The following is a 26,959-nucleotide window of genomic DNA, read 5'->3' as shown; positions in this document are numbered from 1 at the left end:
CTTTGCTGCAACTTGTCGATCCGTGGCAGGGAACGATGCGCCGTCCCACCCGTCCACGAAGCCCGTGTCCCGCCGGCACGGTTCGGCGCGGCGGGACCAGGAATCGACCCGTGCGGGTTTCGTGATCTTCTCCGCCGGGGCCGGGGCGCGGGGATGCTCAGGCTGCGGGAGTGTTCAGCACGTGCTCACGCGAGGCGTGGACTTCGCGGCGCAGGGCCGGCAGGTCGACGTCGAGGACGTGACCGTTCCACTTGCGCACCTCACCGTTGACCAGGACGGCGCTGATGTTGCGGGCGTCGGAGCCCAGCACGACGGTGCCGATGGGGTCGTTGAGCGGCATGTTGTTGAGGTCCTCGGCCTGGATGACCAGCAGGTCGGCCTTCTTGCCCGGGGTGAGTGAACCGGTGACGCCGTCCAGGCCGTTGGTGCGGGCGCCCTGGAGGGTGGCGAAGTCGAGCACGTCGTGGGTGGTGATGCGCGCGGGCTGCCCATCGGTGCCGTAGGCGGCGTTGACCGCGCGCATCCGCTGGATGGCGTGCAGGGCCCGCATCTGGGTGAACATGTCGCTGGCCAGGGCGACTTCGACGTCGATGCTCAGCCCGGGGCGGATGCCGACGGACAGGGCCTCGTCGACGGCGGGGATGGCGGTCTCCAGGCCGATCTGTGCGTCGGAGGTGGGGGCGAGGGCCACGGTGGTGCCGCTCTCCCCCATCGCCTTCCATGCCGCGGACGTCAGTCCGGTGGCATGGATGAGGGTGACGTCACTGCCGAGGATGCCGTCCCTCGCCCAGTTCAGGACCGCCTCGGAGGAGGCCGTGCCGAAGACCGCGTCCACGCTCACCCCGATGCCCAGATCCTTGGCGACGCGGGCGAGTTCGGGGCCGTAGGCGAGTGCCGGGCCGGCGATCTCGTCGGTGGCGAGCGTCGCCAGACGCAGGGTCAGCAGGTGGTCGTCGCCGGTGAAGTACGTCTCCCTGAGGCGCTTCAGGTCGCCGGGCCACTGCCTGTCCCAGTCGCCGAAGTGCGGGCCCATGGAGGCGTGCACGCCGCGGATGCCGGTGTCGCGGAGGGCCTCGACGGCGGCGTCGGAGTGTTCGGGGGTGCGGGAGTTGTGGGAGAAGTCGAGCATGGTCGTGATGCCGCTGTCGATCGCGGTGAGGGCGGCCAGCTTGGTGCCGGTGTACATGTCCTCGGGCCGGTAGACCGTGGCGTAGCCGGCCAGGGTCGACATGACGTAGGCGCCGAGGTCGTCGACGTCCGGCATGATCCGGCGCAGCTGGGCCTCCCAGGCGTGCCGGTGGGTGTCGACGAAGCCGGGGGTCAGGACGGTGCCGGCCGCGTCGACGACCACGGCGTCGCCGGGGTCGAGACCGGGGCCGACGGCGGCGATGGTGTCGCCCTCGACGAGCAGGTCGGCGTCGTGCAGGACACCGAGGCCGGCGTCCATGGTGACGACGGTCGCGCCGGTGAACAGGATGCGCCGTTCGTCCGCGGGGCGGCGGCGGAGCTGTTCGAGGAGGGCCTCGGCGGCGGTGCCGCTGGTGTTGGTCATGGGAGTGCTGCTTTCGGTACGTACGTCGGGGAGGGGGGTGGGCCCGGCCGTGGCCGGCCGGCCGGCGGGTCAGTTCAGCTTCATGACGTAGCCCGCGTGGTGCAGCTCGTCGCCCTTGAACTCGCCGTAGGCCCAGAAGCCGAGGTCGTCCAGGTAGTCGATGCGGTCGCCGTCGATCCAGAACCGCCCCTGGTAGGCGTGGGGGCGGCCGCCGCGTGTCTCGTCGTAGCGGCCGTCGGCGGTGAGTTCCTGGTGCAGGAAGTCCTCCCGGTCGATCCAGACGCCGAGCCGGGGGCTGCCGGTCAGGTCGGGAGCGGCGGGAACGCCGGTCTCGGTGGCCGTGGGCCCGCCGGGGACCTCGGTGCCCGCCCACCGGACGGGCCGGCCGGCCGCGACCAGTGCGCGGACCTTCTCCGGTCGGGACATGAGGGTCGCCACCGCGCCCGGCACATCGGCGGCGAGTTCGTCGGGTACCACCAGGAAGTCGGTGCGGTTGCCCGGCGTCAGCGTCGCGACGTGCTCCGAGCGCCGGCCGCGGCCACCGGCCAGGGCGACGGTGTCCACGACGGCCGGGACGATGGTCGTGCCCGTGCAGTCGACGACGATGGCGTTGTCGTCCTGTGCCGCGGTGACGATGGCGGGGCCGACGCCCACGATCAGGGAACCGACGAAGAGGATGTCGGCACCGGTCATGGTCCCGATCAGCGGGTCCATCGTCACGATCCGTGCGTTGGTGAACAGGACGGGGCGGCCCCCGTCGTTCGAGAGGATGTCGTCGAGCGCTTCCGGCTGCCAGCTCAGGGCATCGGCGGGGGCGGGGGTGGGGGTGGGGGTGTCGTTGATGGTCATCGTCTTCCTCAGGGGTTCGGCTCATCGGGTCCGCCCCGCGAACGAAGCGGACCTCGTCGCAGGCGGATCGCAGCCGCTCGGCCGTCGCGGCGGCTGCATGACCACCAGGTTCGTCGGGCCGACCCGGCGGAACCAGGCCGCCGCGTACCCGGGTGCACGGCACCCAGGAAGCCCGCACCTGGGGACCCGGCGGCCTGGCCTCTTCCCGTCGCGGGCCCGAGAGTGAGGTCATGACCAGCAACGACACGCCTCGCCACCCGCACCCGTACGTCGGGATGTGGGTGACCGAGGACGGCTTCATCCGCCAGGAACTACTGCCGAACGGCCGCTACGACGAGGCCCGCGGGCAGCGCCGCAGCGCCTACACCGGGCGTTACACCGTCAGCGGCGACCACATCGACTACGTCGACGACACCGGCTTCACCGCCACCGGGGACATCCGTGACGGCGTTCTCTTCCACGAACACCTGGTGCTCTACCGCGAGGACGATCACCGCATCCGGCGGGACGGCACAGGGTCGCACGGCTGACCGGCCCCGCCCCGCACCGCCGGCTCTTCGTCGGCACCGGCCCGCAGCGCGGCGAAGGCGGCCGCGGTGACGCTCGCCGGCTCGGCCTGGTAGACGACCAGCTGCTGGTGCGGGGCTCCCCCGACGGTGAAGGCCGAGAACTGGATCTCCAGAGCGCCCACCTCCGGATGCGACAGGTACTTCTCCCGCATCGTCTTGCTCCTGACCTCGTGCCGGGCCCACAGCGCGGCGAACTCGGGACTCCTCCCGCGCAGCGTGTCCACGACCTCGGTGATCCGCGGGGAGCCGGGGTCGTGTCCGAAGGCCGCACGCAGTTCGGCCACGCACGACCCGGCGGACTCGTCCCAGTCCCGGTAGAAGGTACGCCCCGCCGGGTCGAGGAAGACCATGCGAGCGAGGTTGTCGAACCGTCGGAATCCGCTGTGCAGGGCATCGGCGAGCGCGTTGCGCGCCAGGACGTCCAGGGCCGGCCCCAGGACGAAGGCGGGAGTGTCGGGCCAGCCCTCGATCAGCCGCAGGAGCTGGGGGTGGACCTCGTCGTGACCGGCCGGCACGGCGCGACGCTCCTGGGGTGCCCTGGTGAGCCTGCGCAGATGGTCGTGTGCCTCGTCACCGAGGTGAAGGGCGGCGGCGACCGCGTCGATCACCTGCGGGGACGGGCTGGACTCCCGACCCTGCTCCAGGCGCATGTAGTAGTCGGCGCTCACCCCGGCGAGCATGGCGACCTCCTCACGGCGCAGCCCCGGCACCCGCCTGCGCCCGTGCGCCGGAAGGCCCACGTCCTGCGGCTTGAGGGCTTCGCGCCGTGCTCTCAGGAACTCTCCCAAGGGGGTGGTGTCGCTCATTGTTCCAACCTAACGGAGCGGCGTGCCCGCCCCTCGTGCGGCGGCATGTCAGTCGAACGCGGCACCGGCCGCCGGTTCCTCGGCCACCGCGTCGGCGCTGAGCGAGCCGAGCAGGGACAGCGCGTCCGCGGAGGGCGTGCCCGGTTCGGCCTGGTAGACGACGAGTTGCTGCGTGGGGGCACTGTTGACGGTGAAGGACTCGACGCGCAGTTCGAGGTCGCCGACCTGAGCATGGTGGAAGAGCTTCGCCTCCCGCGTCTTGGCGCGCACGTCGTGGCGCGCCCACAGCGTGGAGAAGTCGGCACTCTTCAGGGACAGCTCGCCCACGACCTGGCTCAGGCGCGGATCCTCGGGATCGACGCCGGCCGCCCGCCGCACTGTGGCCACCGCCGACTCGGCCGCGCGGTCCCAGTCCCGGTGGAACCGCCGCGCGACCGGGTCCAGGAACGTCATGCGCAGCAGGTTGTCGCGGTGGGTGAAGTCGGCGTAGAGAGCGCTCGCGAGCCGGTTGCGGGCCAGGATGTCCAGGACGGGGCTCATGACGAACGCAGGCGTGTCCCGCCAGGTGTCGAGGAGGCGCCTCAGGTGCGGGGCGACCCGCTCGGTGCGCGGCACGCGGCGTGTCCGGCGGCTGGCCGGGCCGGCCACGCGGTGCAGGTGGGCCATCGCGTCACCGTCCAGTCGCAGAGCCCGCCCCACGGCCTCCAGGATCTGCCGCGACGGATGCCGCTCGCGGCCCTGTTCGAGACGCGTGTAGTAGTCGGTACTCACCCCCGCGAGGGCGGCGACCTCCTCACGCCGCAGACCGGGCACCCTGCGACGGCCGGAGGCGGGAATCCCCACGTCGCCGGGGCGCAGGCGGGCCCGCCGCGCACGAAGGAAACCTCCCAGCCCGTCATCGACGACGCCGGCCTTCTCTGTGTCCATACGTCGAGGCTAGAGCGACGCGGCGCACTGCCGTAGGGGTGAAGGTGGGTGCGCTCACCCTGGGAACAGCGCACCCTGGAACGGCGATCTTGGAGAGGAGCCTCCCGCGCGGGCGCGCGCTCGGGGTGACACACAGCCATGGCCCCCGCACCCGTGAGCCATTGAAGTGATATCGCCTGACACCTGGGCCGCATCGGGAAGGCATCAGCGCATCCGTGTCGGGGCGCCCGGCGGAAGCACCGAGGTGCGGACGGCCGAGGGTGAGAAGGGGTGTGGTGGGCGACGTGAAGAGGGTGCCGGGGCCCACCGACCATGTCGTCGTGGTGGGCGCGGGGCTGTCCGGACTGGCCTGTGCCCTGCACCTGCTGGGTGCGGGCCGCCGGGTCACCCTGGTCGAACGGGACGCCGGCCCCGGCGGCCGGGCCGGCCGTCTGCGACTGGGCGGCTATGAGATCGACACCGGCCCCACGGTGCTGACCATGCCGCACCTGGCCGACGAGGCGTTCGCGGCGGTCGGCGACAGCCTTCACCGCCGCGTCCGGCTGATGGCCCTGCATCCGGCGTACCGGGCGTGCTTCGCGGACGGGTCCGCGCTCGACGTGCACACCGACGGCGAGGCCATGGAGGCGGAGGTGCGGCGCTTCGCCGGACCGGCGGCTGCGGCCGGGTACCGCGACCTGCGGCAGTGGCTGGAACGTCTGTACCGGGCGCAGATGCGCCGTTTCATCGACACGAACTTCGACTCGCCCCTCCGGCTGCTGCACCCGGATCTGGCCCGGCTGGCGGCGCTGGGCGGGTTCGGACGGCTGGACGGCCGTATCGGCCGCTTCCTCCCCGACGACCGCCTGCGCCGCGTCTTCTCCTTCCAGGCGCTGTACGCCGGCGTGGCCCCGGCCCGGGCACTCGCGGCCTATGCGGTGATCGCGTACATGGACACCGTGGCGGGCGTCTGGTTCCCGAAGGGCGGCGTGCACGCACTCCCCCGCGCCATGGCCGACGCGGCGGCGGAGGCCGGTGCCGATCTGCGCTGGACGGCCGAGGTGCGCTCGCTGGAGCGCTCGGCGGGCCGCGTCCGTGCCGTCCGCCTGGCCTCCGGCGAGCGCGTCCCCTGCGACGCGGTGGTGCTGACGTGCGAGCTGCCCGCCGCCTACGCGCTGCTGGGACGCCGGCCCCGGCGTCCGGCACGGCTGCGTCACTCACCGTCCGCCGTGATCCTGCACGCGGGCACCGACCGCACCTGGCCCCGGCTCGCCCACCACACCCTGTCCTTCGGCGCCGCGTGGGAGCGCACCTTCGACGAACTGACCCGTACGGGCGAGCTGATGAGCGACCCCTCCGTGCTGATCACCCGCCCGACCGCACACGATCCCGCCCTGGCACCGCCGGGACGCCACCTCCACTACGTCCTCGCCCCCTGCCCCAACACCACCGTCGGCCCCACGGCCGCCGCGTGGCGGGACCTCGGACCGCGCTACCGCGACCGCCTGGTCGGGGAACTGGAGCGCCGGGGACTGGAGGGGTTCGCGGACAGCGTCCGGGAGGAGCTCCTGGTGACACCGCTCGACTGGGCGGCGCGGGGCCATGCGGCCGGCAGTCCCTTCTCGGTCTCCCACACGTTCGCCCAGACCGGACCGTTCCGCCCGCGCAATCTCGTACGGGCGGTGGAGAACGTGGTGCTCGCGGGCTGCGGGACGACTCCGGGCGTCGGCGTGCCGACCGTGCTCATCAGCGGCAAGCTCGCCGCCGCGCGCGTCACCGGCGGTACCGGCCCCCGGCCCGCACGGGCGCGTCCGCCGCTGCACGCGGCCGCCCCCTCCCCCGTCCCGGCGGGTGCTCATGACCCGTCGTGAACTGGACGCGGCCGGGATCACCGACCCCGCGCTGCGCGCCGCCTACACCCGGTGCCGGCGGCTCAACGCCCGGCATGGCAGGACGTACTTCCTGGCCACCCGCCTCCTGCCGCTCGAACGCCGCCCGGCCGTGCACGCCCTGTACGGCTTCGCCCGCTGGGCGGACGACATCGTGGACGACCCCGGCCGGCACCGGACGCCCGGGGAGCGCGACCGGCTGCTGCTCCGTCTGGAGAGCGACCTGGCGAGCGGGCTGCGCACCGGCGCCGGCGACGAACCGGTGGTGCGGGCGGTCGCCGACACCGCCGGCCGGTACGACATCGCTCACGCGCTCTTCGCCGACTTCCTGTCCTCGATGCGCGCCGACCTGACCGTCACGGACTATCCCACCTACGCGGATCTGCGGGCGTACGTGCACGGTTCGGCGGCGGTGATCGGTCTGCAGATGCTGCCGGTCCTCGGTACGGTCACGTCCCGCGGGGAGGCGGCGCCGCACGCGGCGGCGCTCGGCATGGCGTTCCAGCTCACCAACTTCCTGCGCGACGTGGGCGAGGATCTCGACCGGGGCCGCGTCTACCTGCCCGGGGACCTGCTGGCGGCGCACGGGGTGGACAGGCCGCTGCTGGAGTGGAGCCGGCGCACCGGGCGCCGCGACGCGCGGATCCGCTCCGCTCTCGTCGCGGCGGAGGCCCTGACGCGGGACGTGTACCGGACGGCGGAGCCGGGCATCGCCATGCTCGATCCGCGGGCGCGTCCCTGCATCCGCGCCGCGTTCACCCTGTACGGCGGGATCCTCGACGCGATCGCCGAGCAGGACTACACCGTGCTGCACCGTCGTGCGGTGGTGTCCCGCCGGCGTCGTGCGGCCACCGCCGCGGCCGGTGTGCTGGGTGTGGCCGGTGCCCGGTGGCGGGCCCGTGCCCCGCACCGGGCCGTCGCGGCCGGTGGTCCGGCGGTCGGGGGGAAGGAGCCGGTGCGGTGAGGGGGCGGACGGGCGGGCAGCGCTGGTCGTCGCCGTTGCGGCGGCGGGCTCCCGGACCGGGCTGGACGTCACAGGGGCCGACCTGGCGGCAGGCGCGGCCGGCGCTCATCGCCGGCGCGCTGGAGCGGGCGTCCGCCCGTCCGTCCGGCAACTGGTTCGTGGCCGGCGCCTCCCGGGAGGTGCGTGGCGACCGCCCGTACGGCAGGACGATCGGCGGCGTGGAGGTCGTGCTGTGGCGCTCGGCCGGCGGTGCGCCGCACGCGGGTCCGGGCGTCTGCCCGCACCTCGGCGCTCCCCTGGGCGAGGGCCGGGTGGTGTGCGGGACGCTGGTGTGCCGCTGGCACGGCCTCGCCCTGGACGGTTCCCCGTCCGCCGGCTGGCGGCCGTTCCCCGTGCACGACGACGGCCTGCTGGTCTGGGTACGGCTGGACGAGGTGGGTGGTGAGGAGCCCACCGGGCGGCCGGTGGTGCCCGGGCGGCCCGCGAGGGGCAGCGGGGTGGACGCGGTGTTCACGGCGGTGGGGCGGTGCGAACCGCAGGACGTGGTGGCCAACCGGCTCGACCCGTGGCACGGCTCGTGGTTCCACCCGTACGCGTTCGTCGACCTGTCGGTGGTGCGGGAGCCGCGGGGCGGGGAGGACGACGCCTTCGTCGTCGACGTCTCCTTCCGGGTGGCGGGGCGCCTGGTGGTCCCGGTGCGGGCCGAGTTCACCGCGCCGGAGCCGCGCACGGTCGTCATGCGCATCACCGACGGCGAGGGCGCCACGTCCGTGGTGGAGACGCACGCGACGCCGCTGACCGGGCCGGGCCACGGCCAGCCGCGCACCGCCGTGATCGAGGCGGCGGTCGCCACCTCGCAGCGGCCGGGCTTCGCCCTCGCGCGGGCCGCCGCTCCCGTGCTGCGACCGCTGATGCGCCGTACGGCCGGGCGCCTGTGGCGCGACGACCTGGCCTACGCCGAACGGCGCTGGACGCTGCGCAGCACGGGACGGTTCCCCGGGTGAGCGGGCACCGGTGGTCTGCCGCGCCCCGGCGTGCGGGAGCCGCCGGTCAGGAGGGGGGCGGGCGGCGGGCCGCGACTGCCCCGAGCGCCCGCAGCAGGGGCGACCGGCCCGCCCGCGGCACCGTCCACAGCACCTGTCCGCGTACACCCCGGTCGGCGAGCAGGGCGTTGGCGGCCAGGAAGCCGGTGGTGGCGGCTCGTTCCATCAGGGCGACGGGCAGGTCGCAGCGGATCGCGTCACCGGCCAGGGTCAGCCACGCGTGGGGGGTGCGCACCGTGGGGCGCCGGTGGTGGGAACCGGTCGCGAAGAGCGGGCAGTCCGCGCGCCACTCGTGCCGGGTGTCGACCGTGCGCGCCTCGCGGGTCTCCGGGTACACCTGGTGGAGCCGGTCGACGAGCAGGTCCCGCACGTCTTCCGGATCCGCCGCGGGATCGACGGCGTAGGCGTGCAGTTCCACGACGGAGCCCCCGGTCCGCGCGGCCCAGCGGGCGGCCTCGCCCTCGTACCGCTCCAGGACGCTGACGTTGTCGAGGCCGCCGTAGCCGCTGGTGCCGAGGAAGCCGGGCCGGTCGGCGCGGACGGGCCGGTCGAGCCAGAGCCGGGAGACGAGGAACGGCGGTGCGGTGCGCAGCGCGGCGACGGCGTCGCGCCAGCCGGGCGTGCCCAGGCCGGGTGACGCGGCGACGGTCCGCCGCAGCCCTCCGGGGTCGAGGGCGAGGACGACGGCGTCGTGGCGGTCGGTACCGGCGTCGGTCCGCACGTCCGCTCCTCCGCCGTCGCGGGGGAGGATCCCGTGCACGGGGGTGGCGGTGCGCACGCGCGCGCCGAGGCGCTGGAGGTAGTCGCCGAGCGGATCCCAGAGCGCCTGGGGGAAGGGCTCGTCCGGTACGTCGAAGAGCAGTCCCTCGGCCGATCCGAGGAAGTAGACGTGGAACATCAGCAGCATTTCGGCGGCCGAGAGTTCGCGCGGGTCGGCGAAGAAGCTGCGGGAGAACACCTCGAAGGCCAGGTGGCGCGCGGCTTCCGGGAAGCGCACGCTGTCCAGGAAGGCGGTGGCGGTGACGTCGTCGAAGCGTGCGTAGACCTCGGGCACGCGCACGTCGAGGAGCGGGAGTGCGGCCCGGGCGTCCAGGGCGGCGAGGTCCCGCCGGCCGAAGGTGGGGCTGAGGACGGCGAATCCGAGCGCGCTGAAGGGCGGGGTGCGCGGGACGCGGGCGAAGCTGTCGGTCGGGCCGCCGCTGTGCCGCAGGGGGTAGTCGGGCAGCGGGGTGAGGCGCGCGAGGGCGGGGTCGGTGCGGCGGAGCAGTCCGCGGAGGTTGTAGTACTGGCGGAAGAAGGCGTGGAATCCGCGGGTCATGGTCACCGGGGAGCCGTCCGCCAGCGTGGTGCGCCGGCCGGAGAGCCGGCCGCCGAGTGAGCCCTCCTTCTCGTACAGGGTGACGCGGGCGCCGCGTTCGGCCAGCAGGGTGGCGGCCGCGAGGCCTGCGATGCCGCCGCCGATCACCGCGGCGGACGGCGCGTCCCCGTGCCGGAAGCGTTCGGCGCCGGGTGCGGGGAAGAGGATCTCGGCCTTGCGGTCGCGGCCCCGGCGGGCCGCGGGGGTGCGGCGGGCGGTCACCGCGTGTGCTCCCTGCTTCGTGCGGCGGGCCGGGAGCGGCGGGGCAGGAGGAGCAGTTCGGCCGCGGTGGAGAGCATGGGCCGGACGGGGGTGCGCAGCCCGATGCCCCATTCCTCCCGGAGTGAGGTGGTGCCGTCGAGGAAGCGCAGCAGGCGTTCGGCCGGGACGCGGCGGAACAGGTCGGTGAAGAAGTCCGGGCCGTTGATCCGTCCGGTGTCCAGGGCGCGCAGCAAAATCGCGTCCATGGCGAGTGCCCGCCGTCCGTGGGGGGCGGGGACGGTTCCGTGTCCGTCGCGCAGGGCGGCGGCGATGGCTCTGGCCTGCCGTTGCGCGGCGGCGAAGGTGTAGCCGGTGGCCGGACGGGTGGCGCCGCCCGCGGTGCCGATGCGGAACACGGCGGCTCCGGCCCGTCGCGGGAAGCGGGCGTCGGTCATGGGGACGGCGCCCTGTTCCGTCCGCTCCACCGTGAGCGTGCCGAGCCGGAGGATGTCGCGGCAGTAGTGGCCGAGTGCCGACTCGTACGCGTCGGTGGTCAGCGCGCCGGCGGAGAACTCGGTGTACTCCACGAGCGCCCGGTCCGGCGTCAGCGGCAGGACGTAGCCGAAGGCGAGCCCGTGCGCCGGCTGGGGGACCCGGAAGTCCATCAGATCCGCGACCGCGGAATCGAACCGGCCGGTGCGGGTGCGGACGAACCAGCCGCGGAAGTGCTGGAGCAGCCGGGTGCGGGCCGGCGGGAGGGCGGGTAGCGGCCGTGAGTCGAACACCCGCCGGGTGCGCAGGGTCAGGGGCCGGCCGCCCGGCAGTGCGCACCGGACCTCCGCTCCCGCGGGCGCGCCGCGCACCGATGCGACCGTCGCACGCAGCAGATGCCCGCCGTCCGAACGGGCCAGACGGCCGTGGACCATGCGTTCCATGTCGGTGGAGCGCACCATGCGGTAGGTGAACGGGGCCGGGTCGACGGTGACCGGGCGCCCGTCGGGGCCGTGCACGCGCAGCACGGACCAGGAGGCACCGACGACCTCTTCGAGGCCGTCGGTGCCCGCGGCCCAGTAGCACCAGGTCCGCTCCGCGGGGCGCGGCGGGCCGTCCGGCGGCTCGATCACGGTGACGGTGGCGGCGCCGGTCTCCGTCAGCCGGTGGGCGAGGCTGAGACCGGCCGCACCGCCCCCGACGACGATCACGTCGGACGCGACACGGGCACCGCACCGTTCCACGCTTCGCTCCTGTGTCCGGAACCGACGGGTGGCGCGGCCGCGGCCGCCGGTCCAGCGGACCACGTTCCGCCCGCCGATGCCAGGCGCCACGGCCGGGTGCCCCCGGACGGCGGGAGGTCGCACGGACGCGCCCTCGTCACCGCGTTCCCACAGGACGGGGCTCAGTAGTAGACGGCGATTCTGCCCCGGGGTCCTTCGACGACCTCGACGGGGGTGTCGAAGATGTCCGTGAGGATGTCGTCGCGCATGATCTCGTCCGGGCTGCCGACGTGGTGCACGGTCCCGTTCTTGACCGCGCAGATGCGGTCGGCGTAGTGGCCGGCGAAGTTGATGTCGTGCAGCACGATGACGATCGTGCGCCCGAGCTCGGTGGCCGCGCGGCGCAGGTGCTGCATCATCTGCACGGAGTGCCGCATGTCGAGGTTGTTGAGGGGTTCGTCCAGCAGCAGGTAGTCGGTGTCCTGCGCGAGCACCATGGCGACGTAGGCGCGCTGCCGCTGACCGCCGGAGAGTTCGTCGAGGTAGCGGCCTTCGAGCTCGCCCAGTCCCAGGAAGTCGATGGAGCGGCTGACGACGTCCTCGTCGTGGGTCGTGAGGCGTCCTCGCGAGTGGGGGAACCGTCCGAATCCGACGAGCTGGCGCACGGTGAGGCGGGTGACGAAGTGGTTCTCCTGGCGCAGGATCGAGACGATCCTGGCGAGGTCCTTCGAGTCCGTGTCGGCGATGTCGTAGCCGGCGATCTCGATCGATCCGGAGTCGATGCCGAGCAGTCGGCCGATCATGGTCAGCAGCGTCGACTTGCCGGCGCCGTTGGGGCCGACGAGGGCGGTGAGCCCGCCGGCGGGGATGGTGAGGTCGACGGGACCGATCGCGACCTCGCTGGTGTAGCGCTTGGCGACCCGCGTGAGGGTGATCACAGTCGTCCCTTTCTCAGGATGTGCACGAGGAAGAACGTGCCGCCGACGATCTCGATGATGACGCCGACCGAACCGGCCGCGTAGAAGACGTTCTTGAGGACGAAGTGGGCGCCGCCCAGGACGACGATGCCGGTGAGCCAGGCGACGGGGAACACATGGCGGTGGTCGTGGGTGTCGGCGAGCTGGTAGGCGAGCATCGCGACGAGGAACCCGAAGAACGTCATCGGGCCGACGAGCGACGTGGACACGGCCATCAGCACCGAGACGAGCAGCAGCACGGTGATCGTCTCGCGCCGGTGGTTCACGCCGAGGTTGAGGGCGGCCTCGCGGCCGAGGGCGAGGACGTTCAGGCGCCGGCTCCCGGCCCACAGCGCGCCGCCGGCGACCGCCGCGACCGGTATCGAGAGGGCGAGGTAGTCGGCGTCGGCGTTGGCGATGCTGCCGATCAGGCGTGCGGTGAGCACGTCGAACTCGGTGGGGGTCAGCATGCGCTGCATGAAGGTCGCCAGCGCCCCGAGACCGCCGCCCAGGACGATGCCGATCAGGAGCATGAGCTGGAGGTTGCCGTACGTGCCCGACAGCAGCCGGCCGTAGAGCACGGCGGCGAAGCAGACCATGAGAACGACCTGCGCGACGAACTGCCACACGCCTTGGACGAGGGTGGCACCGGCGATGCCGAGGAAGAACACCGCGGCCGTCTGGATCACCCGGTAGAGGGACTCGAAGCCCATGATCGAGGGGGTGATGACGCGGTTGTTCGTGACGGTCTGGAACGCGACGGTCGCGAGCGCCTGGCAGAAGGCGACGAGGACGACGATGACGACGTTCGTCGCCCGCAGCTCGGCGATGCGCCAGAAGCCGGCACTGCCGAAGGGCATCGGGTTGTCCCAGGCGAGGGTGCCGACGACGGTCAGCACGCTGAGGACGGCCAGTGCGGTGAGGACGGCCCGGTAGCGGCGGTGTGCTCGCGCGGTCGGCAGGGCGCCGGAGCGGCGGGCCGGGCGGGGGGAAGCGGGGGCGAGGGTCCGTTCAGGCATGACGGCGCTGCCTCAGCAGGAGGGAGATGAACACGATGGAGCCGAAGACCGCCAGGATGAGGGCGACCGGCACCTCGAAGGGCATCACGACGACGCGGCCGAGGATGTCGCAGACGGTGACCGTCGCGACGCCCGCCAGGCACACCCAGGGGAGGTTGGAGCGGAGGTCGTCGCCGCGGAACAGGGAGACGATGTTGGGCACGATGAGCCCGAGGAAGGGCAGGTTGCCGACGACGACCGTGACGATGCCGGTGGCGCAGGCGATGAGCCCGGTGCCCAGCAGCACGATCCTGTCGTGGTTCAGGCCGACGTTGGTGGCGATGTCCTGACCGAGTCCGGCCACGGTGAAGCGGTCGGCGGCGACGAACACCGCCACGACGACGAACGCGACCGCCCACAGCGGTTCGTACTGGCCGCGCAGCACCGAGGTGAACGATCCGAGGAACCACACCCCCATGCTCTGCAGCATGTCCGTGGTCAGCGCGATGTAGGAGGAGACGGCGCCGACGACGGCGCCGAGCATCATGCCCACGACGGGGACGATGATCGAGGAGCGCAGCGTCACCCGGCGCAGGAACACGAAGAAGATCATCGTGCCGGCGAAGGCGGCGGCGATCGCGGCGCACATCTTCACCAGCAGCGACGCCTCGGGCGCGAGGATCATGACCAGGAGCAGCCCGAGCCCCGCCCACTCCGTGGTGCCGGTGGTGGTGGGTTCCACGAAGCGGTTCTGCGTGAGCTGCTGCATCACCAGGCCGGACATCGCCATCGCGGCGCCCGCGAGCACGAGCGCGATGGTCCGGGGGACACGGGTGAGGGTGAACATCTCGGCCCCGTCCTGCCCGCCGAAGATGTCGTAGACGCCGACGAAGAGGGAGAGGGTGACGAGTCCCGCGGTGACGACGAGGCCGATCAGCAGCGGCCAGGTAAAGAGGCGGGCCCCGGACGCGCGGGTGCGGGAGGCCCCGGCGGCCACGCGTGGTGGGCGCTCTGGTGCCGGGGAGTCGGTGGGCGGGAGGGACATGCCGGTGCGCTCTCGGTCGAGGAGGGGGTGATCCGTGCGGCGTCGGTGGTGTCACCTCGCCACGGCGGGGCCGCGGGCCGGGCCGGGAGCGCCGGTCCGGTCCGCGGTCTCAACGGGTCGTGCCCGTACGGTCAGGCGTTCGCCTCGAGCTTGTCGGCGAGGGCGTTGAAGAAGGTCGTGTAGGTCTGGATGCCCTCGTTCACGTAGGTGAGCTGCGGGAAGTACACGATGTTGCCGTTCTTGACGGCGGGGACGTTCTTCAGCGCCTTGGACTCCACCAGCAGTTCACTGGACGGAACGTAGGCCTCGGAGGTGTTGGCGCTGACGGCCGCGTCGCGGTCGAGGACGATCATCAGATCGGGCTGGGCCGCGGCGATCGCCTCGACGGAGATGTCGTCGCCCTGGTGGTCGGTGGAGCCGTCGGCCTCGATCGCGGGCGTCAGCCCGAGGATGTCGAAGACCGGGCCGACCGTACGACCGGTGCCCGGTGCCGCGTAGTTGATCTCGCCGCCCGATGTGATCACCCCGATCACGCCGTCCTCCGGGTCGTAGGCGGCCTTGGCGCGCGCGATCGCTGCGTCGAAGTCCTCGACGAGCTTCTTCGCGTCCTTCTCATGCCCGAAGATCTTCCCCAGGCCCTCCACCTGCCGCTTCAGCTCCTCGTCGAACGGCTTTCCGTCCCGCGGGTCCAGCTCGACGATCGCCGCGTCGGGGGCGAGCTTCTTGATGTCCTCGCGGTACGAGGCGAAGCGCTGCCCGTTGATGACCAGGTCGGGCTCGACCGCGACGACCGCCTCGAGGTCGGGTTCGTTGTGCGTCCCGAGGTTCACGATGGACTTGTCGGTCTTGTAGGGGTTGTCCTTCGCGATCAGGTCGACCGGCGCGGCGGCCAGTTCCACGCCCCAGTCGGACAGGGTCTGGAACGTACGGTTGTCGGTCGCGACGACGCTCTTCGCCGGCCGGTCGACCTTCTGCGTCCCGTGGTTGTCCTCGATCTCGACCGACGACGCGGCAGCCCCCTTCGCGTCGGCACCGGTCGAACCCTTCCCGTCGGAGTCACCGCCCGCACACCCGGCGAGGCCGAACGCCAGAACGGTCGATACCGCGGTGGCGGCGAGGAGATGGCGGCGCTGCGTGAGCATGGTTCGGGAACTCCATTCCAGCGGGCACGCCGGTGCACCACATCGCACCGACGGACGGGATCGACGACAGAGCCCCCTACGGAAGGACCGCGCGCCGACGTAAGCTTAGGCTTACCTTACCCACTCGATCACACAATCGGTACCGCGGGTTCCGGTTGTGAACGGCGCATCGTCGGCAGCGCCTCCGTGGTGAAGCGGTGGCGGTACGACGTCGGGGTGGTCGCGTAGTGCCTGGTGAAGTTCTGCCGGAAGGTCACGGCGCTGGCGAACCCGCATGCCGCGGCGATGCGGCCGACGCTCCAGGTCGTCGTCTCCAGCAACCTGCGGGCCTCGTCGAGCCGGCGGGTGAGGATCCACCTGGCGGGGCTCATGCCGGTCGTCTCGTAGAAGCGGCGTGAGAAATTGCGTGCGCTCATGTGCGCGTGGGCGGCGAGCTCGGTGACGGACAGGCGCTGATCGAGGTTGGCCAGGGCCCAGGCGATCGTGTCGCCGATGGGTCCCCCGGCGTCGTCGGGCACGGGCCGGTCGATGTACTGGGCCTGGTCGCCCTCCCGGTGGGGCGCGATGACGAGATGGCGCGCGACGGTCGCCGCCGCCGCGGACCCCAGCCGGTCGCGGACGATGTGCAGGCAGGCGTCGAGCCCCGAGGCGGTACCGGCCGAGGTGAGCACGTCACCGTGGTCCAGGTAGAGGGCGTCGGCGTGCACCTCCACGGCGGGGTGGCGTTCGGCGAGTTGCGCCGCCGCGGCCCAGTGGGTGGCCACGGTGCGTCCGTCGAGCACGCCGCTGCCGGCCACGGGGAACGCGCCGAGGCAGAGTCCGACGACGACCGCTCCGCGCGCGTGCGCCTCCCGGATCAGGGTGACGAGCCCGCCGTCCGGCTCCGGGAAGTCGGCGGGCCAGGAAGGGAAGACGAGCAGGTCGGCGGCTTCCGCCGCGGCGGGCCCGGCGAGGTCGTCGATGACGATGCCCTCCGAGGTGCGGACCGGGCGCGCGTCCGCGCTCCAGACCGTGGTGGTCCACTCCGCGGCCAGGCCCTGCCGGGCCACTTCCCCGAAGACGAGCAGGGGCGCGGCGAGGTGGAACGCGGTGATCCCGTCGAAGGCGTGAAGGGCGATACGCATGCCTGTCCCGATTCCATCGATTGTCTGCTTTTCTGCCACTCACTGTAGGACAGGCGACCCGCCGAGGATGGGGTGCACGGCGCCCTCCGCGCCGTATCCACCGGAAACACAGGAGAGAACGTTGACCTCCCCACGCCGCGCCCTCGTCCTCGTCGACGTGCAGCAGGAGTACTTCGAGGGACCGCTGGACATCCAGTACCCGCCCCGCGACGCGTCGCTGGCGAACATCCTGCGCGCCATGGACCTCGCCGCCCGCGCGGACGTCCCCGTCGTCGCCGTCCAGCACGAGTACCCCGAAGGCGCCCCGGTCTTCGTGGCCGGCTCGCCCGGCTGGGAGAACCACCCCGAGGTGGAGCGCCGCATCGGCTCCACGGCCAAGCGGGTGGTCAAGAACCACTCCGACATCTTCACCGGCACCGGCCTCGCCGACTGGTTCCGGGAGAACGGGATCGACACCCTGACCCTGGTCGGCTACATGACGAACAACTGCGTCCTGTCCACCGCCGCCGCGGCCGAGCCCCTCGGTCTCACGGTCGAGGTCCTCTCCGACGCGACCGGCGCCATCCACCTGGCGAACGAGGCCGGGACCGCCTCCGCACAGCAGGTCCACGAGACCCTGATGGCACTGCTGCACTCGAACTGGGCCGCGGTCGCCACCACCGACGCCTGGGCGTCGGCCGTCACCGACGGGGACCGCCTCACCCGGAGCGATCTGGTCACCTCGGCCACGCGGGGCCGAGCCGCTCACTGACGGCACACCACACTCCACGCGGTGAGAGCGCCGCGCGCGGTGATCGGCCGTGGCGCTCTCACCCCCGGCGGGCGCGCGCTCACGCGAGCCGGCGGGGTACTCCGGGAACCAGGCAGCCCTGCGGGCGGAATACCCCCCTGGGTATAGCTGTTAGAGTGGGCGTCGGATACCCCCCGGGGTACATCTCTTTCGCAGAGGAGTCGTGGATCGTGTTCTTCGTCGACACCATGGAATTCGAGGGTCTGGGCAACCGCAGCTACCTGGCCGGCGGGCCGAGCGCCGCCGTGGTCGTCGACCCGCCGCGCGACATCGACCAGGTCATCGCCGCGGCGGCCCGGCGCGGGGTGCGCATCGCCTTCGTGGCCGAGACGCATGTGCACAACGACTACGTCACCGGCGGCCTGGAACTGGCCCGCGTCACCGGCGCCCGGTACCTGGTGCCGGCCGGGGCCCACGTGTCCTTCCCCCACACCCCCGTCTCCGACGGCGACACCGTCACGGTGGACGAGGGCCTGACGCTGCGCGCGATCGCCACTCCCGGACACACGCCCCACCACACCTCCTACGCCCTCGCCGAGGACGGGCGCGGTGTGGCCGCGTTCACCGGCGGGTCGCTGCTGATCGGCACCGTGGGCCGCCCCGACCTGGTCGAGCCGCGGCTGACCGAACAGCTGGCCCGCGCCCAGCACGCCTCCGCCCACCGCCTGGCCGACGAGCTGGACGACGACGTGCCGGTGCTGCCCACCCACGGCTTCGGCAGCTTCTGCTCCTCCTCGCAGGCCGAGGGGGACGCGACCACCATCGGCAGGGAACGCGGGACCAACGACGCGCTCACCCTCGACGTGGACACCTTCGTGGCCCGGATGCTCGCGGGCCTGGACGACGTGCCCGCGTACTACACGCACATGGCCCCGGCCAACGCCGCCGGTCCCGCCCCCGTCGACCTCACCCCGCCCCGGCGCGCGGACGCCGAGGAGATCGCCTCCCGGCTGGCCGCGGGTGAGTGGGTGGTGGACCTGCGCAGCCGTATGGCCTTCGCCGAGGGCCATGTGGCCGGATCGTTCAACTTCGAGGGCGAGGGCAAGCTCGCCACCTACCTGGCCTGGCTGATGCCCTGGGGCAAGCCGGTCACCCTGCTCGCCGACAGCCGCGAGCGGATCACCGAAGCACAGCGGGAGCTGGCCCGGGTGGGCATCGACCGCCCGGCCGCCGCCGCCACCGGGGACCCGGCCGGCTGGGTCCGCGCCGGTGAGGAGCTCGCGTCCTTCCCCCGCGCCCGCTTCGCCGACCTCGCCGAGGTCCGGGAGCGCGGCGAGGAGGTGGTGGTCCTGGACGTGCGGCGGGACTCCGAGCGCGCGGGCGGCCACATCGACGGCTCGGTCCACATCCCCGTCCACGAGCTGCACGGCCGCATCGCCGAGGTGCCGGACGGGACGGTGTGGGTGCACTGCGCCGGCGGGATGCGCGCGGCCATCGCCGCCTCCCTGCTGGACGCCGCCGGCCGGGACGTGGTCGCCGTCGACGACGGCTTCGACGCCGCGGCGGACGCCGGGCTGTCCCTGGCCTCCGGCTGACCCGACCGCACTGCCCGCAAGCAAGGAAAGAAGCCTGCGATGTCCCTCATCGGCATGATCGCGTCGGCCGCCACCGGGCACCCGGTCGCCGGCGGACGCGGGAACAGCGGCGGGACGGCGTGACCGTACTCGTACTCGCCCTCGTCGCCGGGGCCGTCATCGGCCTGGCCCTCGGAGCCCTCGGCGGCGGTGGCAGCGTCCTCGCCGTACCGGCGCTGATCTACCTGCTCGGATTCACCCCGGCCGCGGCCACCACGGCAAGCCTGATCATCGTCACCGTCACCTCCGCCACCGCCCTCTACGCCCACACCCGCGACGGAAACGTGGCCTGGCGGACGGGAGCGCTGTTCGCCCTGGCCGGCATCGTCCCCGCCTTCCTCACCGGGAGCGTCGCCGGACGCCTGCCGGGGGCGGTGCTGACGGCGGCGTTCGCGGCCGTCGCCGCGCTGGCGGCGCTGCGCATGCTGCGGCCCGCCGCGGCCCCGCCGCCGGACGGGGTCCGTCCCGGCAGGGCGGCCGGCGCCGGTGCCGGGCTGGGCGCGGTGACCGGGCTCCTCGGGGTCGGCGGGGGATTCCTCGCCGTGCCCGCCCTCACGGGGGTGCTGGGGCTGCGGATGCGGCAGGCGGTCGGCACCAGTCTGCTCGTCATCACCGTGAACTCGCTCGCCGCGCTCGCCGCGCGTACCGGCACCGGGGGGCTCCACTGGGAAGTCATCGGCCCCTTCACCGGAGCCGCGATCCTCGGTGCCTGGGACGGCAAACGGCTCGCGGCCAAGGTCTCCGGCACCGCCCTCCGGAAGATCTTCGCAGGTGTCCTGCTGGCGGTGGCGGCGTTCATGCTCGTCGACGCGATCGCCTGAGACACCGGCGGGCTCACAGGTGCGGATCCGTCACGCCCCCGGGACAGGCCATCCGCTCGATCTCCCAGCCGGCGCCCTTCGCGCCGGCCCGGTAGGCGCTCTCGTAGAAGTCGAGGACGGCGGCGCGCGGGTCGGGCGCGGTGCGCACCTCGTCGTACGGCAGCACGGCCAGGTGGCTGCCGCCCCGGTCGGCCCAGCGGGCCGCCGCGGGCCGGAGCGGTTCCCCGGTCAGGTGGGCGGGTTCCGGAGCGGTGTAGGAGTAGAACGCGGGCTCGGGGAAGGTGTCGTCGCCGAACCAGAAGCCGAAACTGATCACTTCGCGGGAGTACGCCTCCCGGGTGACCGGGTCGGCCTGGGGCGGCTGCTCGACCCGGCGCGCGGAGAACCGGCTGTGGGCGATGTCGAAGGTGTGCCAGAAGTGGTGGACCGGGCTGACCTTCCCCGAGTACTCGGCGGCGAACTCCTCCAGGACGGACGCCACTTGGCTGAGGACCCGCCAGTAGCGGTTGGCGTGCCCGGGATCGTAGACCGCGTGCTCGGTGTCCTCGGCGTACGGCCGGGCCGAGTCGGGGAGGTCGAAGGGGCGGGGCACGGCGAGCCGGACCCGGATGTCCAGGGCGTCCAGCGACTCCATGACCGCGCGGTAGAAGGAGGCCACGGACCGGCCGGCGAGCGGGAGGGAGACCTGGCGTCCGTCCAGGGCCGAGACGAGCAGTTGGTGCGCGACGAAGTCGAAGTCCATGGCGAAGATCGGATTGCCGTCGACCTGCCCCATGGGCCGTGTGGTGGTGCCGCGCCCCGTGAGGTGCAGCGGGACGTTCCACCAGTGATTGCGCTGGGCGCTGGCGGCGAGACGGATCTTCCCCACGATCTGCGCGAACCGGTGGAGGGTCTCCTTGGTGTCGCTCCACTCGGCGAGCGGGATCGCCGGAAACAGTTCCATGGTCATCCCTTTCCTCCCGCCCGGCGCTCCTGAAGGGCCGGACGAGCCGTGACGGCCATCTTGACCACGCCCGGCGGGGCGCGGCACCTCCTCCGCACCCGGAAGGCCCACCGCCGGGCGCCGCTCGTCCGCCCCGCCGTCCGGTCCCCCGCCCGGTCCGGCAGATGATCCGGAAGGACCGGTGTGAGCTGGGATATACCGTTTGGCGCCCGGTTGTGCATAGCCTGGCCGACTGTTCCCCCCACACACAGTGCGCCGGCTGTTCTCCCACACAGTGCCGTGACATCGGGTGCACGTCACACGGACCGTTCAGGAGACCCATGCGCCCCCGGCTGCCCTCCGTACCCCGAATAGCCTCCCTCCCGCCCGTCGCCCTGGCGGGCGGGGCGCTGACCGTCGGCGTGGGGGGTCTGTATCTCGCCGGGTTGCTGCTCACGGGCGGCGAGATCGAGGCGGGCACCACGGTGCGCGGGGTGGACATCGGCGGCCTGACCCGGGAGGAGGCCGCCGGGAAGCTGGAACGGCGGCTCGCGGCGGCCGGCCCGCGGGAGCTGGCCGTGCGGGTCGGCGACCGCGAGGGCACGGTCGAGCCGCGGCGGGCGGGATTCGCCTTCGACGTCCCGGGGACCCTGGACCGCGCGACATCCACCGGCCTCGACCCGGTCGGCGTGATCGGGGGGCTGTTCCGCTCGGGCGGCGCCGTCGAGCCGGTCGTGCGGGTCGACGAGGACCAGGCACGAGCCGCCCTCGGGAAGCTGGCCGGGACGCTCGACCAGCAGGTCCGCGACGGCGCCGTCTCCTTCTCCGGCGGCCGCGTCGAGCAGGTCGCCCCGCGCACCGGGTACGCGATGGACGTGGACGCCGCGGTCGACGCCCTGCGCGGCCCCTTCCTGCGCGGCACCCGCTCGGTCACGGTGCTGCCCGCCCGCGAGACCGCGCCGAAGGTCACGGCGGAAGAGGTGCGCCGGGCGGTACGCGCGTTCGCGGACCCGGCGATGTCGGCGCCGGTCACCCTCACCGCGGGCGGCGAACGGTTCACGATCACCCCGGCGGTGCTGGGCGAGCACCTGACCATGCGGCCCGACGACAAGGGCAGGCTCACCCCCGAACTGGACGGCAAGGGCCTGCGGGCCGCGCCCGCGGTGGCCGGCGCCCTGAACGACCTGCCGAGCACCCCCAGGAACGCGCGGCTGGCGGCCGAGGGCGACAGGGCCGTGGTGACCGCCGACGAGAGGGTCGGCGTGCGGGTCACCGACAAGGCCCTGGGCAAGGCCGTCCTCCCCCTGCTCACCGAGTCGGGCGCCGCCCGCACCGGAGAGGTCGAGACGCGGGAGATCCGGCCGGAGGTGACCCGGGAGAACGCGGCGCGCCTGGGACTGACCGAGAAGATGTCCTCCTTCACCGTCCACTTCGAGCCGGCCGCCTACCGCACGACGAACGTCGGCCGGGCCGTCGAGCTGATCAACGGCTCCGTCGTGATGCCGGACGAGACCTGGAGCTTCAACCGGACCGTCGGCGAGCGCACCGAGGCCAACGGGTTCGTCGACGGCATCATGATCTACGACGACCAGTACAAGAAAGCGCCCGGTGGCGGGGTCTCCGCCGTGGCCACGACCGTCTTCAACGCGATGTTCTTCGCGGGCGTCAAGCCGGTCGAGTACGGCGCCCACTCCTTCTACATCGAGCGCTACCCCGAGGGCCGCGAGGCGACGGTCGCCTGGGGCAGCCTCGACCTGAGGTTCGCCAACGACTCCGGCAAGGCCGTCTACATCCAGGCCGAGTCCACCGACACCTCGGTGACCGTCACCTTCCTCGGCACGAAGAAGTACGACGAGGTCACCTCGGTCAAGGGACCGCGCACCGATGTGCGCCCGCCGGAGACGCGGGTGAGCACCGACGAGCAGTGCGTGCCGCAGACCCCGCTCGAGGGCTTCGACGTCACCGTGGAGCGGGTCTTCCGCGACGACGGCCGGGAAGTGCGGCGGGAACCGTTCCGCACCCGCTACGCCCCGCGTGACGAGGTCGTCTGCGAGGGGACGCCGGACGGGTCCTGACGGGGGCCGCCCCCGTGGTGTCCCTTACCGTGTCCGGAGCGCGCGCACCGAGGTCCGAGGGAGTCCGGCACATGTCCAAGCACGAGCGGTGGAGCAGACTGCTGGAACTGCTGGCCGGCGAGGGCCGGATCGAGGTGGACGACGCGGCCACCGCACTCGGGGTCTCCCCCGCGACCGTCCGCCGGGACTTCGACGAGCTGGCCGCACAGCAGATGCTGGTCCGCACCCGTGGCGGAGCCGTCGCGCACGGAGTCTCCTACGAGCTGCCGCTGCGCTACAAGTCCGCGCGTCACGCCACCGAGAAGCAGCGCATCGCGGCGGCCGTCGCCGAGATGGTCGCCGACGGTGACGTGGTGGGCCTCAACGGCGGCACCACGACCACCGAGGTGGCGCGGGCACTGGCGTTGCGCGCGGGCGGCAGCCGGGACGGGCGGGGGCGGCGGGAGCCCGCCGAGGCGGGGGCCCCGGCGTTCACGGTCGTCACCAACGCGCTCAACATCGCCGCCGAGCTGGCGGTGCGCCCGCAGGTGAAGATCGTGGTGACCGGCGGGGTGGCCCGTCCCCAGACGTACGAACTCGTCGGACCGCTCACCGCGGGCGTGCTGGACGAGGTCGTGCTCGACGTCGCCGTCCTGGGAGCCGACGGCGTCGACCCGCGGTTCGGGCTGATGACCCATCACGAGGACGAGGCCGCCGTCAGCCGTCTGTTCGCCGAGCGGGCGCGCCGTGTGATCGTGGCCGCCGACGCGTCGAAGACGGGCCAGCGCGCCTTCGCGAGGATCTGCGGACTGGACCGCGTCGACGTGCTGGTGACCGACGCCGGGCTGCCGTCCGGGACGGCGGCCCGGCTCACCGAGGCGGGTGTGAAGGTCCATACCGTCTGACGGGACAGGGCCCGGCTGCGGCGGCGGTGCGTGCTGCCGGTGGTTCAGGAGCCGAATTCGGCGAGCCGCGCCGCGAGGGAGCCGATGGCCGCGGGGTTGCGCGGGCTCTCCACGAGGTCGACGTAGTCGAGCGTGACGATCCGGCCGTTGCGGACGGCGGAGACGTTCGCGAGCGGCTCGTAGGTCATGAGGAACTCGCGCTTCCGTTCCGCGGTGACGTCCCCGTAGTCGTTGATCACGATGACCTCGGGGTCGCGGGCGACGACCGTCTCCCAGCCCACGGCGGTCCAGCTGTCCCGGAGGTCCTTCATGATGTGGTCGCCGCCGGCCTTGGTGATGATGTCGTGGGGTCCGGCGAAGGCTCCGGAGGTGAGCGGCTTGTCCTCACCGCTGTCGTAGAGGAACACCCGCGGCCGGTCGGCGCCCTTCGGGGCCTTCGCCCGCGCCTCGGCCACCTGCTCGCGGAAGCCGGCGACGAGGGTCTCGGCCCGGTCCTCCACGTCGAAGACCTTCCCCAGGTTCCGCAGGTCCGTGTAGAGCGCGTCGAGCGGTGGCATCACACCGCGGGCCTTGCCCTGCCCGTTGCGGCACGACTCACTGAGCAGGTACGAGTCGATGCCCAGGCGCTCCAGCGCGGCGGGCGTGAAGCCCTCGCCCTCGTTGAAGCCGTAGTTCCAGCCGGCGAAGACCAGGTCCGCCCGGGCGTCCAGGACCAGTTCCTTGGTGATCCGGTCCTTCGAGAGCCACTTCGTCTTCCCGTACCCGTCCTTCCACGGCACGGTGGTGAGGTCGCCCTTGTCGTCGGGCATGACGTATCCGGCCATGTGGTCCTCGAGACCGAGGGCGAACATGATCTCGGTGATTCCCACGTCGTTGGTGACCACGCGCCGCGGCGCGTGGTCGAACGTCTTCTTCTCGCCGCAGTTCTCGACCGTGACCGGGTAGTGGCCGCCGGACGCCGGGGCGTCCCCGCCCTCCGGTGAGACGTCCGCACCGCAGCCGGTGACGGCGAGGGCCAGGACGAGGGCGAGGGCGGCGGGACGCAGCGGGTTCGGCATGGTGGGGGATGACTCCTTCGGGGATGGGGTGGGGAAGGCGGACTACGGGGTGGGGAGGCGGTCGAAGAGCAGTTGGACCGCGCCGGTCTCCGGGTGGGGGACGCGGTGCGCCCGGACGCCGAAGACATCGGCCAGCAGGGCGGGCGTGAGGACGTCGTGGGGAGCGCCGGACGCGACGATCCGCCCGGCGTCGACGACGTGGACGAGGTCGCAGTGGAGCGCGGCGAGGTTGAGGTCGTGCAGCGCGGTGAGCACGGTCAGCCCGTTGCGGCGGACGAGGGACAGCACCTCCAACTGCTGGGCGATATCCAGGTGGTTGGTGGGTTCGTCCAGCACCAGGACCCGCGGCTGCTGAGCGAGCGCGCGGGCGATCAGGACCCGCTGCTTCTCACCGCCGGAGAGGGTGAGGAAGCCCCGGCCGGCCAGATGGCCGGCGCCGACCCCCTCCAGTGCGGCGGCACAGGCACGCCGGTCCTCCTCGGTCTCCCGGGCCACCGCCCCCTGGTGCGGCAGCCTGCCCATGGCGACGACCTCGGCCACCGTGAAGTCGAACTCCGCGACCGCTTCCTGCGGAAGGGCGGCGAGCCGGCGCGCGCTGTCGCGCGGGCTCATGGCCAGCAGGTCGTCGCCGCCGAGACGTATCGCACCGGCCGTGGGCCGCAGGGCACGGTAGACGCAGCGCAACAGGGTCGACTTGCCACTGCCGTTGGGCCCGACGACCCCCACGAACTGGCCGCTGCCCGCCCGCAGCGAGATGTCCTCCACCACCCGCGCACCGGCGATCTCCACGGTGACCGCGTCGACGTCGACCCGCATCACACACCTCCGAAGGTGTAGGTGCGGCGGCGCATGAGCAGGAGGAAGCAGGGCACGCCGATCGCGGCCGTCAGGACGCCCAGGGGCAGTTCGGCGGGGGCGAGCACCACGCGCGAGAGGATGTCGACCCAGATCAGCAGCACCGCCCCGGCCAGGGGTGCCACGGCGAGCAGCCGGCGGTGGTCCGCCCCGACCAGCATCCGGGCGGCGTGCGGGACCATCAGGCCCACGAAGCCGATCGCCCCGCTGACCGCGACCACCGCCCCGGTGACGGCGGCGGCGGAGAGGAAGAGCTCCCCGCGCAGCCGCCCGGGGTCCACTCCCAGCGCGGCGGCGGTCTCGTCGCCCATCGCGAGGGCGTTCAGGCGCCGGGCCGACCAGCCGAGGTGGACGAGGCCGCCGAGCACCGCGCCCGCGGCGATCGGCACGGAGGACCAGCTCGCACCGCCCAGGCTGCCGAGCAGCCACATCATCGCGGACCGGGCCGCTTCGCCGTGCTCGGCGGCGAACACCATGAACGTGGTCACGGCGGAGAAGCCGTAGTACAGCGCGGTGCCGGTCAGCACGAGCCGGAGCGGCGTCAGCCCCCGCGGGGTCCGGGCGATCGCGTACACCAGGGTCATGGCCGCGAGCGCGGAGAGGAACGCCGCCGTGGACAGCGCCCACATGCCGAGTGCGCCGAAGGCACCGAAGATGAGCACGGCGTTGGCTCCGACGGCCGCGCCGGAGGAGATGCCGAGGACGAACGGGTCCGCGAGCGCGTTGCGGACCATGGCCTGGACGGCGACGCCGACGGCCGCCAGACCGGCGCCGACGACCGCCGCGAGCACGGCGCGCGGGAAGCGGAGTTCCCACACGATGGTGTACGAGGAGAGCTCCTCCCCGGTGACGGAGCCGCCGGTCACGCCCGCCCAGAGAAGGCGCAGCGCCTCGCTCCAGGAGAGGCCCGCCGCCCCGATGCCGGCCCCGCAGACGAGGGAGACGGGAAGCGCGAGGCACAGACCGGTGACGAGCAGGGGCAGCGGGACGCGCTGTGGTCGTGGGGGCCCGCCGTCCGCGGTGCGGTGGGGTACGGCTGGTGTGCGGTCGTGGAGCGTGGCCACCGGCTGTTCGCTTTCGCCTCGGGCCGTGCGCCTGCGTGATTCGAGGAGCGGCTCCGGGCGCGGGGCGCCGTGGGGCAGCGCCCTCTCGCAGTCCACGGCGATCGTCAGGAGCTTCACCACCGCGGGTAATCGGGCTCACGGAACCCCGCCGGGGTTCCGCCTACCGTTGCGGGTCAGCGCCGGACTTCGACCGGACTTCCCCCACGAGGCATGTGCAGCTTAGCGCCGGTCCGCGGCTCCTCGGCAGGGAGGTGGGCACCGGTCCGGCCGCCCGCGCGGTGGTGGGTATGCTCGCCGGGCC

General features: G+C 73.0%; 24 protein-coding genes. 9 read left to right on the top strand and 15 right to left on the bottom strand.

Going from position 1 to position 26,959, the window contains the following annotated elements:
- Positions 1-157: 157 nt before the first annotated feature.
- A complete protein-coding gene (locus ACZ434_RS12070; RefSeq protein ID WP_468454488.1) occupies positions 158-1,552 on the bottom strand; it encodes an amidohydrolase family protein in 1,395 nt (464 codons plus the stop codon).
- Between the two features lie 69 nt (positions 1,553-1,621).
- Positions 1,622-2,401 carry an Atu4866 domain-containing protein gene (locus ACZ434_RS12065; protein WP_468454486.1) on the bottom strand — a complete coding sequence of 260 codons (780 nt, stop codon included), beginning with the start codon at positions 2,399-2,401 and terminating at the stop codon, positions 1,622-1,624.
- 230 nt (positions 2,402-2,631) lie between these two features.
- Between ACZ434_RS12065 and ACZ434_RS12060 the strand changes: the two genes are divergently transcribed.
- Positions 2,632-2,931 carry an Atu4866 domain-containing protein gene (locus tag ACZ434_RS12060; RefSeq protein ID WP_468454484.1) on the top strand — a complete coding sequence of 100 codons (300 nt, stop codon included), beginning with the start codon at positions 2,632-2,634 and terminating at the stop codon, positions 2,929-2,931.
- Here the strand turns inward: ACZ434_RS12060 and ACZ434_RS12055 are convergent.
- Positions 2,892-3,776 carry a helix-turn-helix transcriptional regulator gene (locus ACZ434_RS12055; RefSeq protein ID WP_468454482.1) on the bottom strand — a complete coding sequence of 295 codons (885 nt, stop codon included), beginning with the start codon at positions 3,774-3,776 and terminating at the stop codon, positions 2,892-2,894. The genes ACZ434_RS12060 and ACZ434_RS12055 overlap by 40 nt on opposite strands.
- A gap of 48 nt (positions 3,777-3,824) precedes the next feature.
- On the bottom strand, positions 3,825-4,703 hold the full coding sequence (locus ACZ434_RS12050; RefSeq protein ID WP_468454480.1) for a helix-turn-helix transcriptional regulator: 879 nt from the start codon (positions 4,701-4,703) through the stop codon (positions 3,825-3,827).
- Between the two features lie 284 nt (positions 4,704-4,987).
- On the opposite strand from ACZ434_RS12050, the gene crtI reads away from it, so the two are divergent.
- From crtI to ACZ434_RS12035, 3 genes are read left to right on the top strand one after another with little or no spacing between them, the layout of a single operon-like run.
- Positions 4,988-6,553: a phytoene desaturase family protein gene (gene crtI, locus ACZ434_RS12045; protein ID WP_468454549.1), complete on the top strand. Its 1,566-nt coding sequence runs from the start codon at positions 4,988-4,990 to the stop codon at positions 6,551-6,553.
- Positions 6,540-7,535: a phytoene/squalene synthase family protein gene (locus tag ACZ434_RS12040; RefSeq protein ID WP_468454478.1), complete on the top strand. Its 996-nt coding sequence runs from the start codon at positions 6,540-6,542 to the stop codon at positions 7,533-7,535. The genes crtI and ACZ434_RS12040 overlap by 14 nt, the downstream gene beginning before the upstream one ends.
- A complete protein-coding gene (locus ACZ434_RS12035) occupies positions 7,532-8,539 on the top strand; it encodes a DUF5914 domain-containing protein (RefSeq protein ID WP_468454476.1) in 1,008 nt (335 codons plus the stop codon). The genes ACZ434_RS12040 and ACZ434_RS12035 overlap by 4 nt, the downstream gene beginning before the upstream one ends.
- A 46-nt stretch (positions 8,540-8,585) precedes the next feature.
- Here ACZ434_RS12035 and ACZ434_RS12030 read toward each other — a convergent pair whose 3' ends face one another.
- The 7 genes from ACZ434_RS12030 to ACZ434_RS12000 form a co-directional block, all read right to left on the bottom strand.
- Complete coding sequence (locus tag ACZ434_RS12030) at positions 8,586-10,157, bottom strand: FAD-dependent oxidoreductase (RefSeq protein ID WP_468454474.1); 1,572 nt, start codon at positions 10,155-10,157, stop codon at positions 8,586-8,588.
- The gene (locus ACZ434_RS12025; protein ID WP_468454472.1) at positions 10,154-11,371 is read right to left on the bottom strand and encodes a lycopene cyclase family protein; all 1,218 of its coding nucleotides are present in this window, start codon (positions 11,369-11,371) and stop codon (positions 10,154-10,156) included. Before ACZ434_RS12025 ends, ACZ434_RS12030 begins: the two co-directional genes overlap by 4 nt.
- 161 nt (positions 11,372-11,532) lie before the next feature.
- Complete coding sequence (locus ACZ434_RS12020) at positions 11,533-12,288, bottom strand: iron ABC transporter ATP-binding protein (protein ID WP_468454470.1); 756 nt, start codon at positions 12,286-12,288, stop codon at positions 11,533-11,535.
- On the bottom strand, positions 12,285-13,325 hold the full coding sequence (locus ACZ434_RS12015; RefSeq protein ID WP_468454468.1) for an iron chelate uptake ABC transporter family permease subunit: 1,041 nt from the start codon (positions 13,323-13,325) through the stop codon (positions 12,285-12,287). Before ACZ434_RS12015 ends, ACZ434_RS12020 begins: the two co-directional genes overlap by 4 nt.
- Positions 13,318-14,349, bottom strand: coding sequence for an ABC transporter permease (locus ACZ434_RS12010; protein ID WP_468454466.1), 1,032 nt, complete (start codon positions 14,347-14,349; stop codon positions 13,318-13,320). The genes ACZ434_RS12015 and ACZ434_RS12010 overlap by 8 nt, the downstream gene beginning before the upstream one ends.
- A gap of 131 nt (positions 14,350-14,480) precedes the next feature.
- The gene (locus ACZ434_RS12005) at positions 14,481-15,491 is read right to left on the bottom strand and encodes a siderophore ABC transporter substrate-binding protein (protein ID WP_468454464.1); all 1,011 of its coding nucleotides are present in this window, start codon (positions 15,489-15,491) and stop codon (positions 14,481-14,483) included.
- 128 nt (positions 15,492-15,619) lie between these two features.
- Positions 15,620-16,615 (bottom strand): GlxA family transcriptional regulator, encoded by a 996-nt coding sequence (locus tag ACZ434_RS12000; protein WP_468454462.1) that lies wholly within the window; start codon positions 16,613-16,615, stop codon positions 15,620-15,622.
- A gap of 121 nt (positions 16,616-16,736) precedes the next feature.
- On the opposite strand from ACZ434_RS12000, the gene ACZ434_RS11995 reads away from it, so the two are divergent.
- From ACZ434_RS11995 to ACZ434_RS11985, 3 genes are all read left to right on the top strand, one after another.
- Positions 16,737-17,366 (top strand): cysteine hydrolase family protein, encoded by a 630-nt coding sequence (locus ACZ434_RS11995; protein ID WP_468454460.1) that lies wholly within the window; start codon positions 16,737-16,739, stop codon positions 17,364-17,366.
- Positions 17,367-17,575: 209 nt separating this feature from the next.
- Complete coding sequence (locus ACZ434_RS11990) at positions 17,576-18,940, top strand: MBL fold metallo-hydrolase (protein WP_468454458.1); 1,365 nt, start codon at positions 17,576-17,578, stop codon at positions 18,938-18,940.
- Between the two features lie 119 nt (positions 18,941-19,059).
- On the top strand, positions 19,060-19,800 hold the full coding sequence (locus ACZ434_RS11985) for a sulfite exporter TauE/SafE family protein (protein ID WP_468454456.1): 741 nt from the start codon (positions 19,060-19,062) through the stop codon (positions 19,798-19,800).
- A 13-nt stretch (positions 19,801-19,813) separates the two neighbouring features.
- Here the strand turns inward: ACZ434_RS11985 and ACZ434_RS11980 are convergent, their stop codons facing one another.
- Positions 19,814-20,743 carry a DUF5996 family protein gene (locus ACZ434_RS11980; protein ID WP_468454454.1) on the bottom strand — a complete coding sequence of 310 codons (930 nt, stop codon included), beginning with the start codon at positions 20,741-20,743 and terminating at the stop codon, positions 19,814-19,816.
- A gap of 320 nt (positions 20,744-21,063) precedes the next feature.
- On the opposite strand from ACZ434_RS11980, the gene ACZ434_RS11975 reads away from it, so the two are divergent.
- Both ACZ434_RS11975 and ACZ434_RS11970 read left to right on the top strand, forming a co-directional pair.
- Complete coding sequence (locus ACZ434_RS11975; RefSeq protein WP_468454452.1) at positions 21,064-22,797, top strand: VanW family protein; 1,734 nt, start codon at positions 21,064-21,066, stop codon at positions 22,795-22,797.
- 71 nt (positions 22,798-22,868) lie between these two features.
- Complete coding sequence (locus tag ACZ434_RS11970) at positions 22,869-23,681, top strand: DeoR/GlpR family DNA-binding transcription regulator (RefSeq protein ID WP_468454450.1); 813 nt, start codon at positions 22,869-22,871, stop codon at positions 23,679-23,681.
- Between the two features lie 44 nt (positions 23,682-23,725).
- On the opposite strand, the gene ACZ434_RS11965 is transcribed toward ACZ434_RS11970, so the two are convergent.
- From ACZ434_RS11965 to ACZ434_RS11955, 3 genes are read right to left on the bottom strand one after another with little or no spacing between them, the layout of a single operon-like run.
- A complete protein-coding gene (locus ACZ434_RS11965) occupies positions 23,726-24,739 on the bottom strand; it encodes an ABC transporter substrate-binding protein (RefSeq protein ID WP_468454448.1) in 1,014 nt (337 codons plus the stop codon).
- 42 nt (positions 24,740-24,781) lie between these two features.
- Positions 24,782-25,555, bottom strand: coding sequence for an ABC transporter ATP-binding protein (locus tag ACZ434_RS11960; RefSeq protein WP_468454446.1), 774 nt, complete (start codon positions 25,553-25,555; stop codon positions 24,782-24,784).
- On the bottom strand, positions 25,555-26,658 hold the full coding sequence (locus ACZ434_RS11955; RefSeq protein WP_468454545.1) for a FecCD family ABC transporter permease: 1,104 nt from the start codon (positions 26,656-26,658) through the stop codon (positions 25,555-25,557). Before ACZ434_RS11955 ends, ACZ434_RS11960 begins: the two co-directional genes overlap by 1 nt.
- Positions 26,659-26,959 lie beyond the last annotated feature (301 nt).

Source organism: Streptomyces sp. NPDC030893 (genome assembly GCF_055571535.1).
Note: the sequence above shows the minus strand (reverse complement) of the source record. Positions and strands in the feature narration are given on the sequence as shown.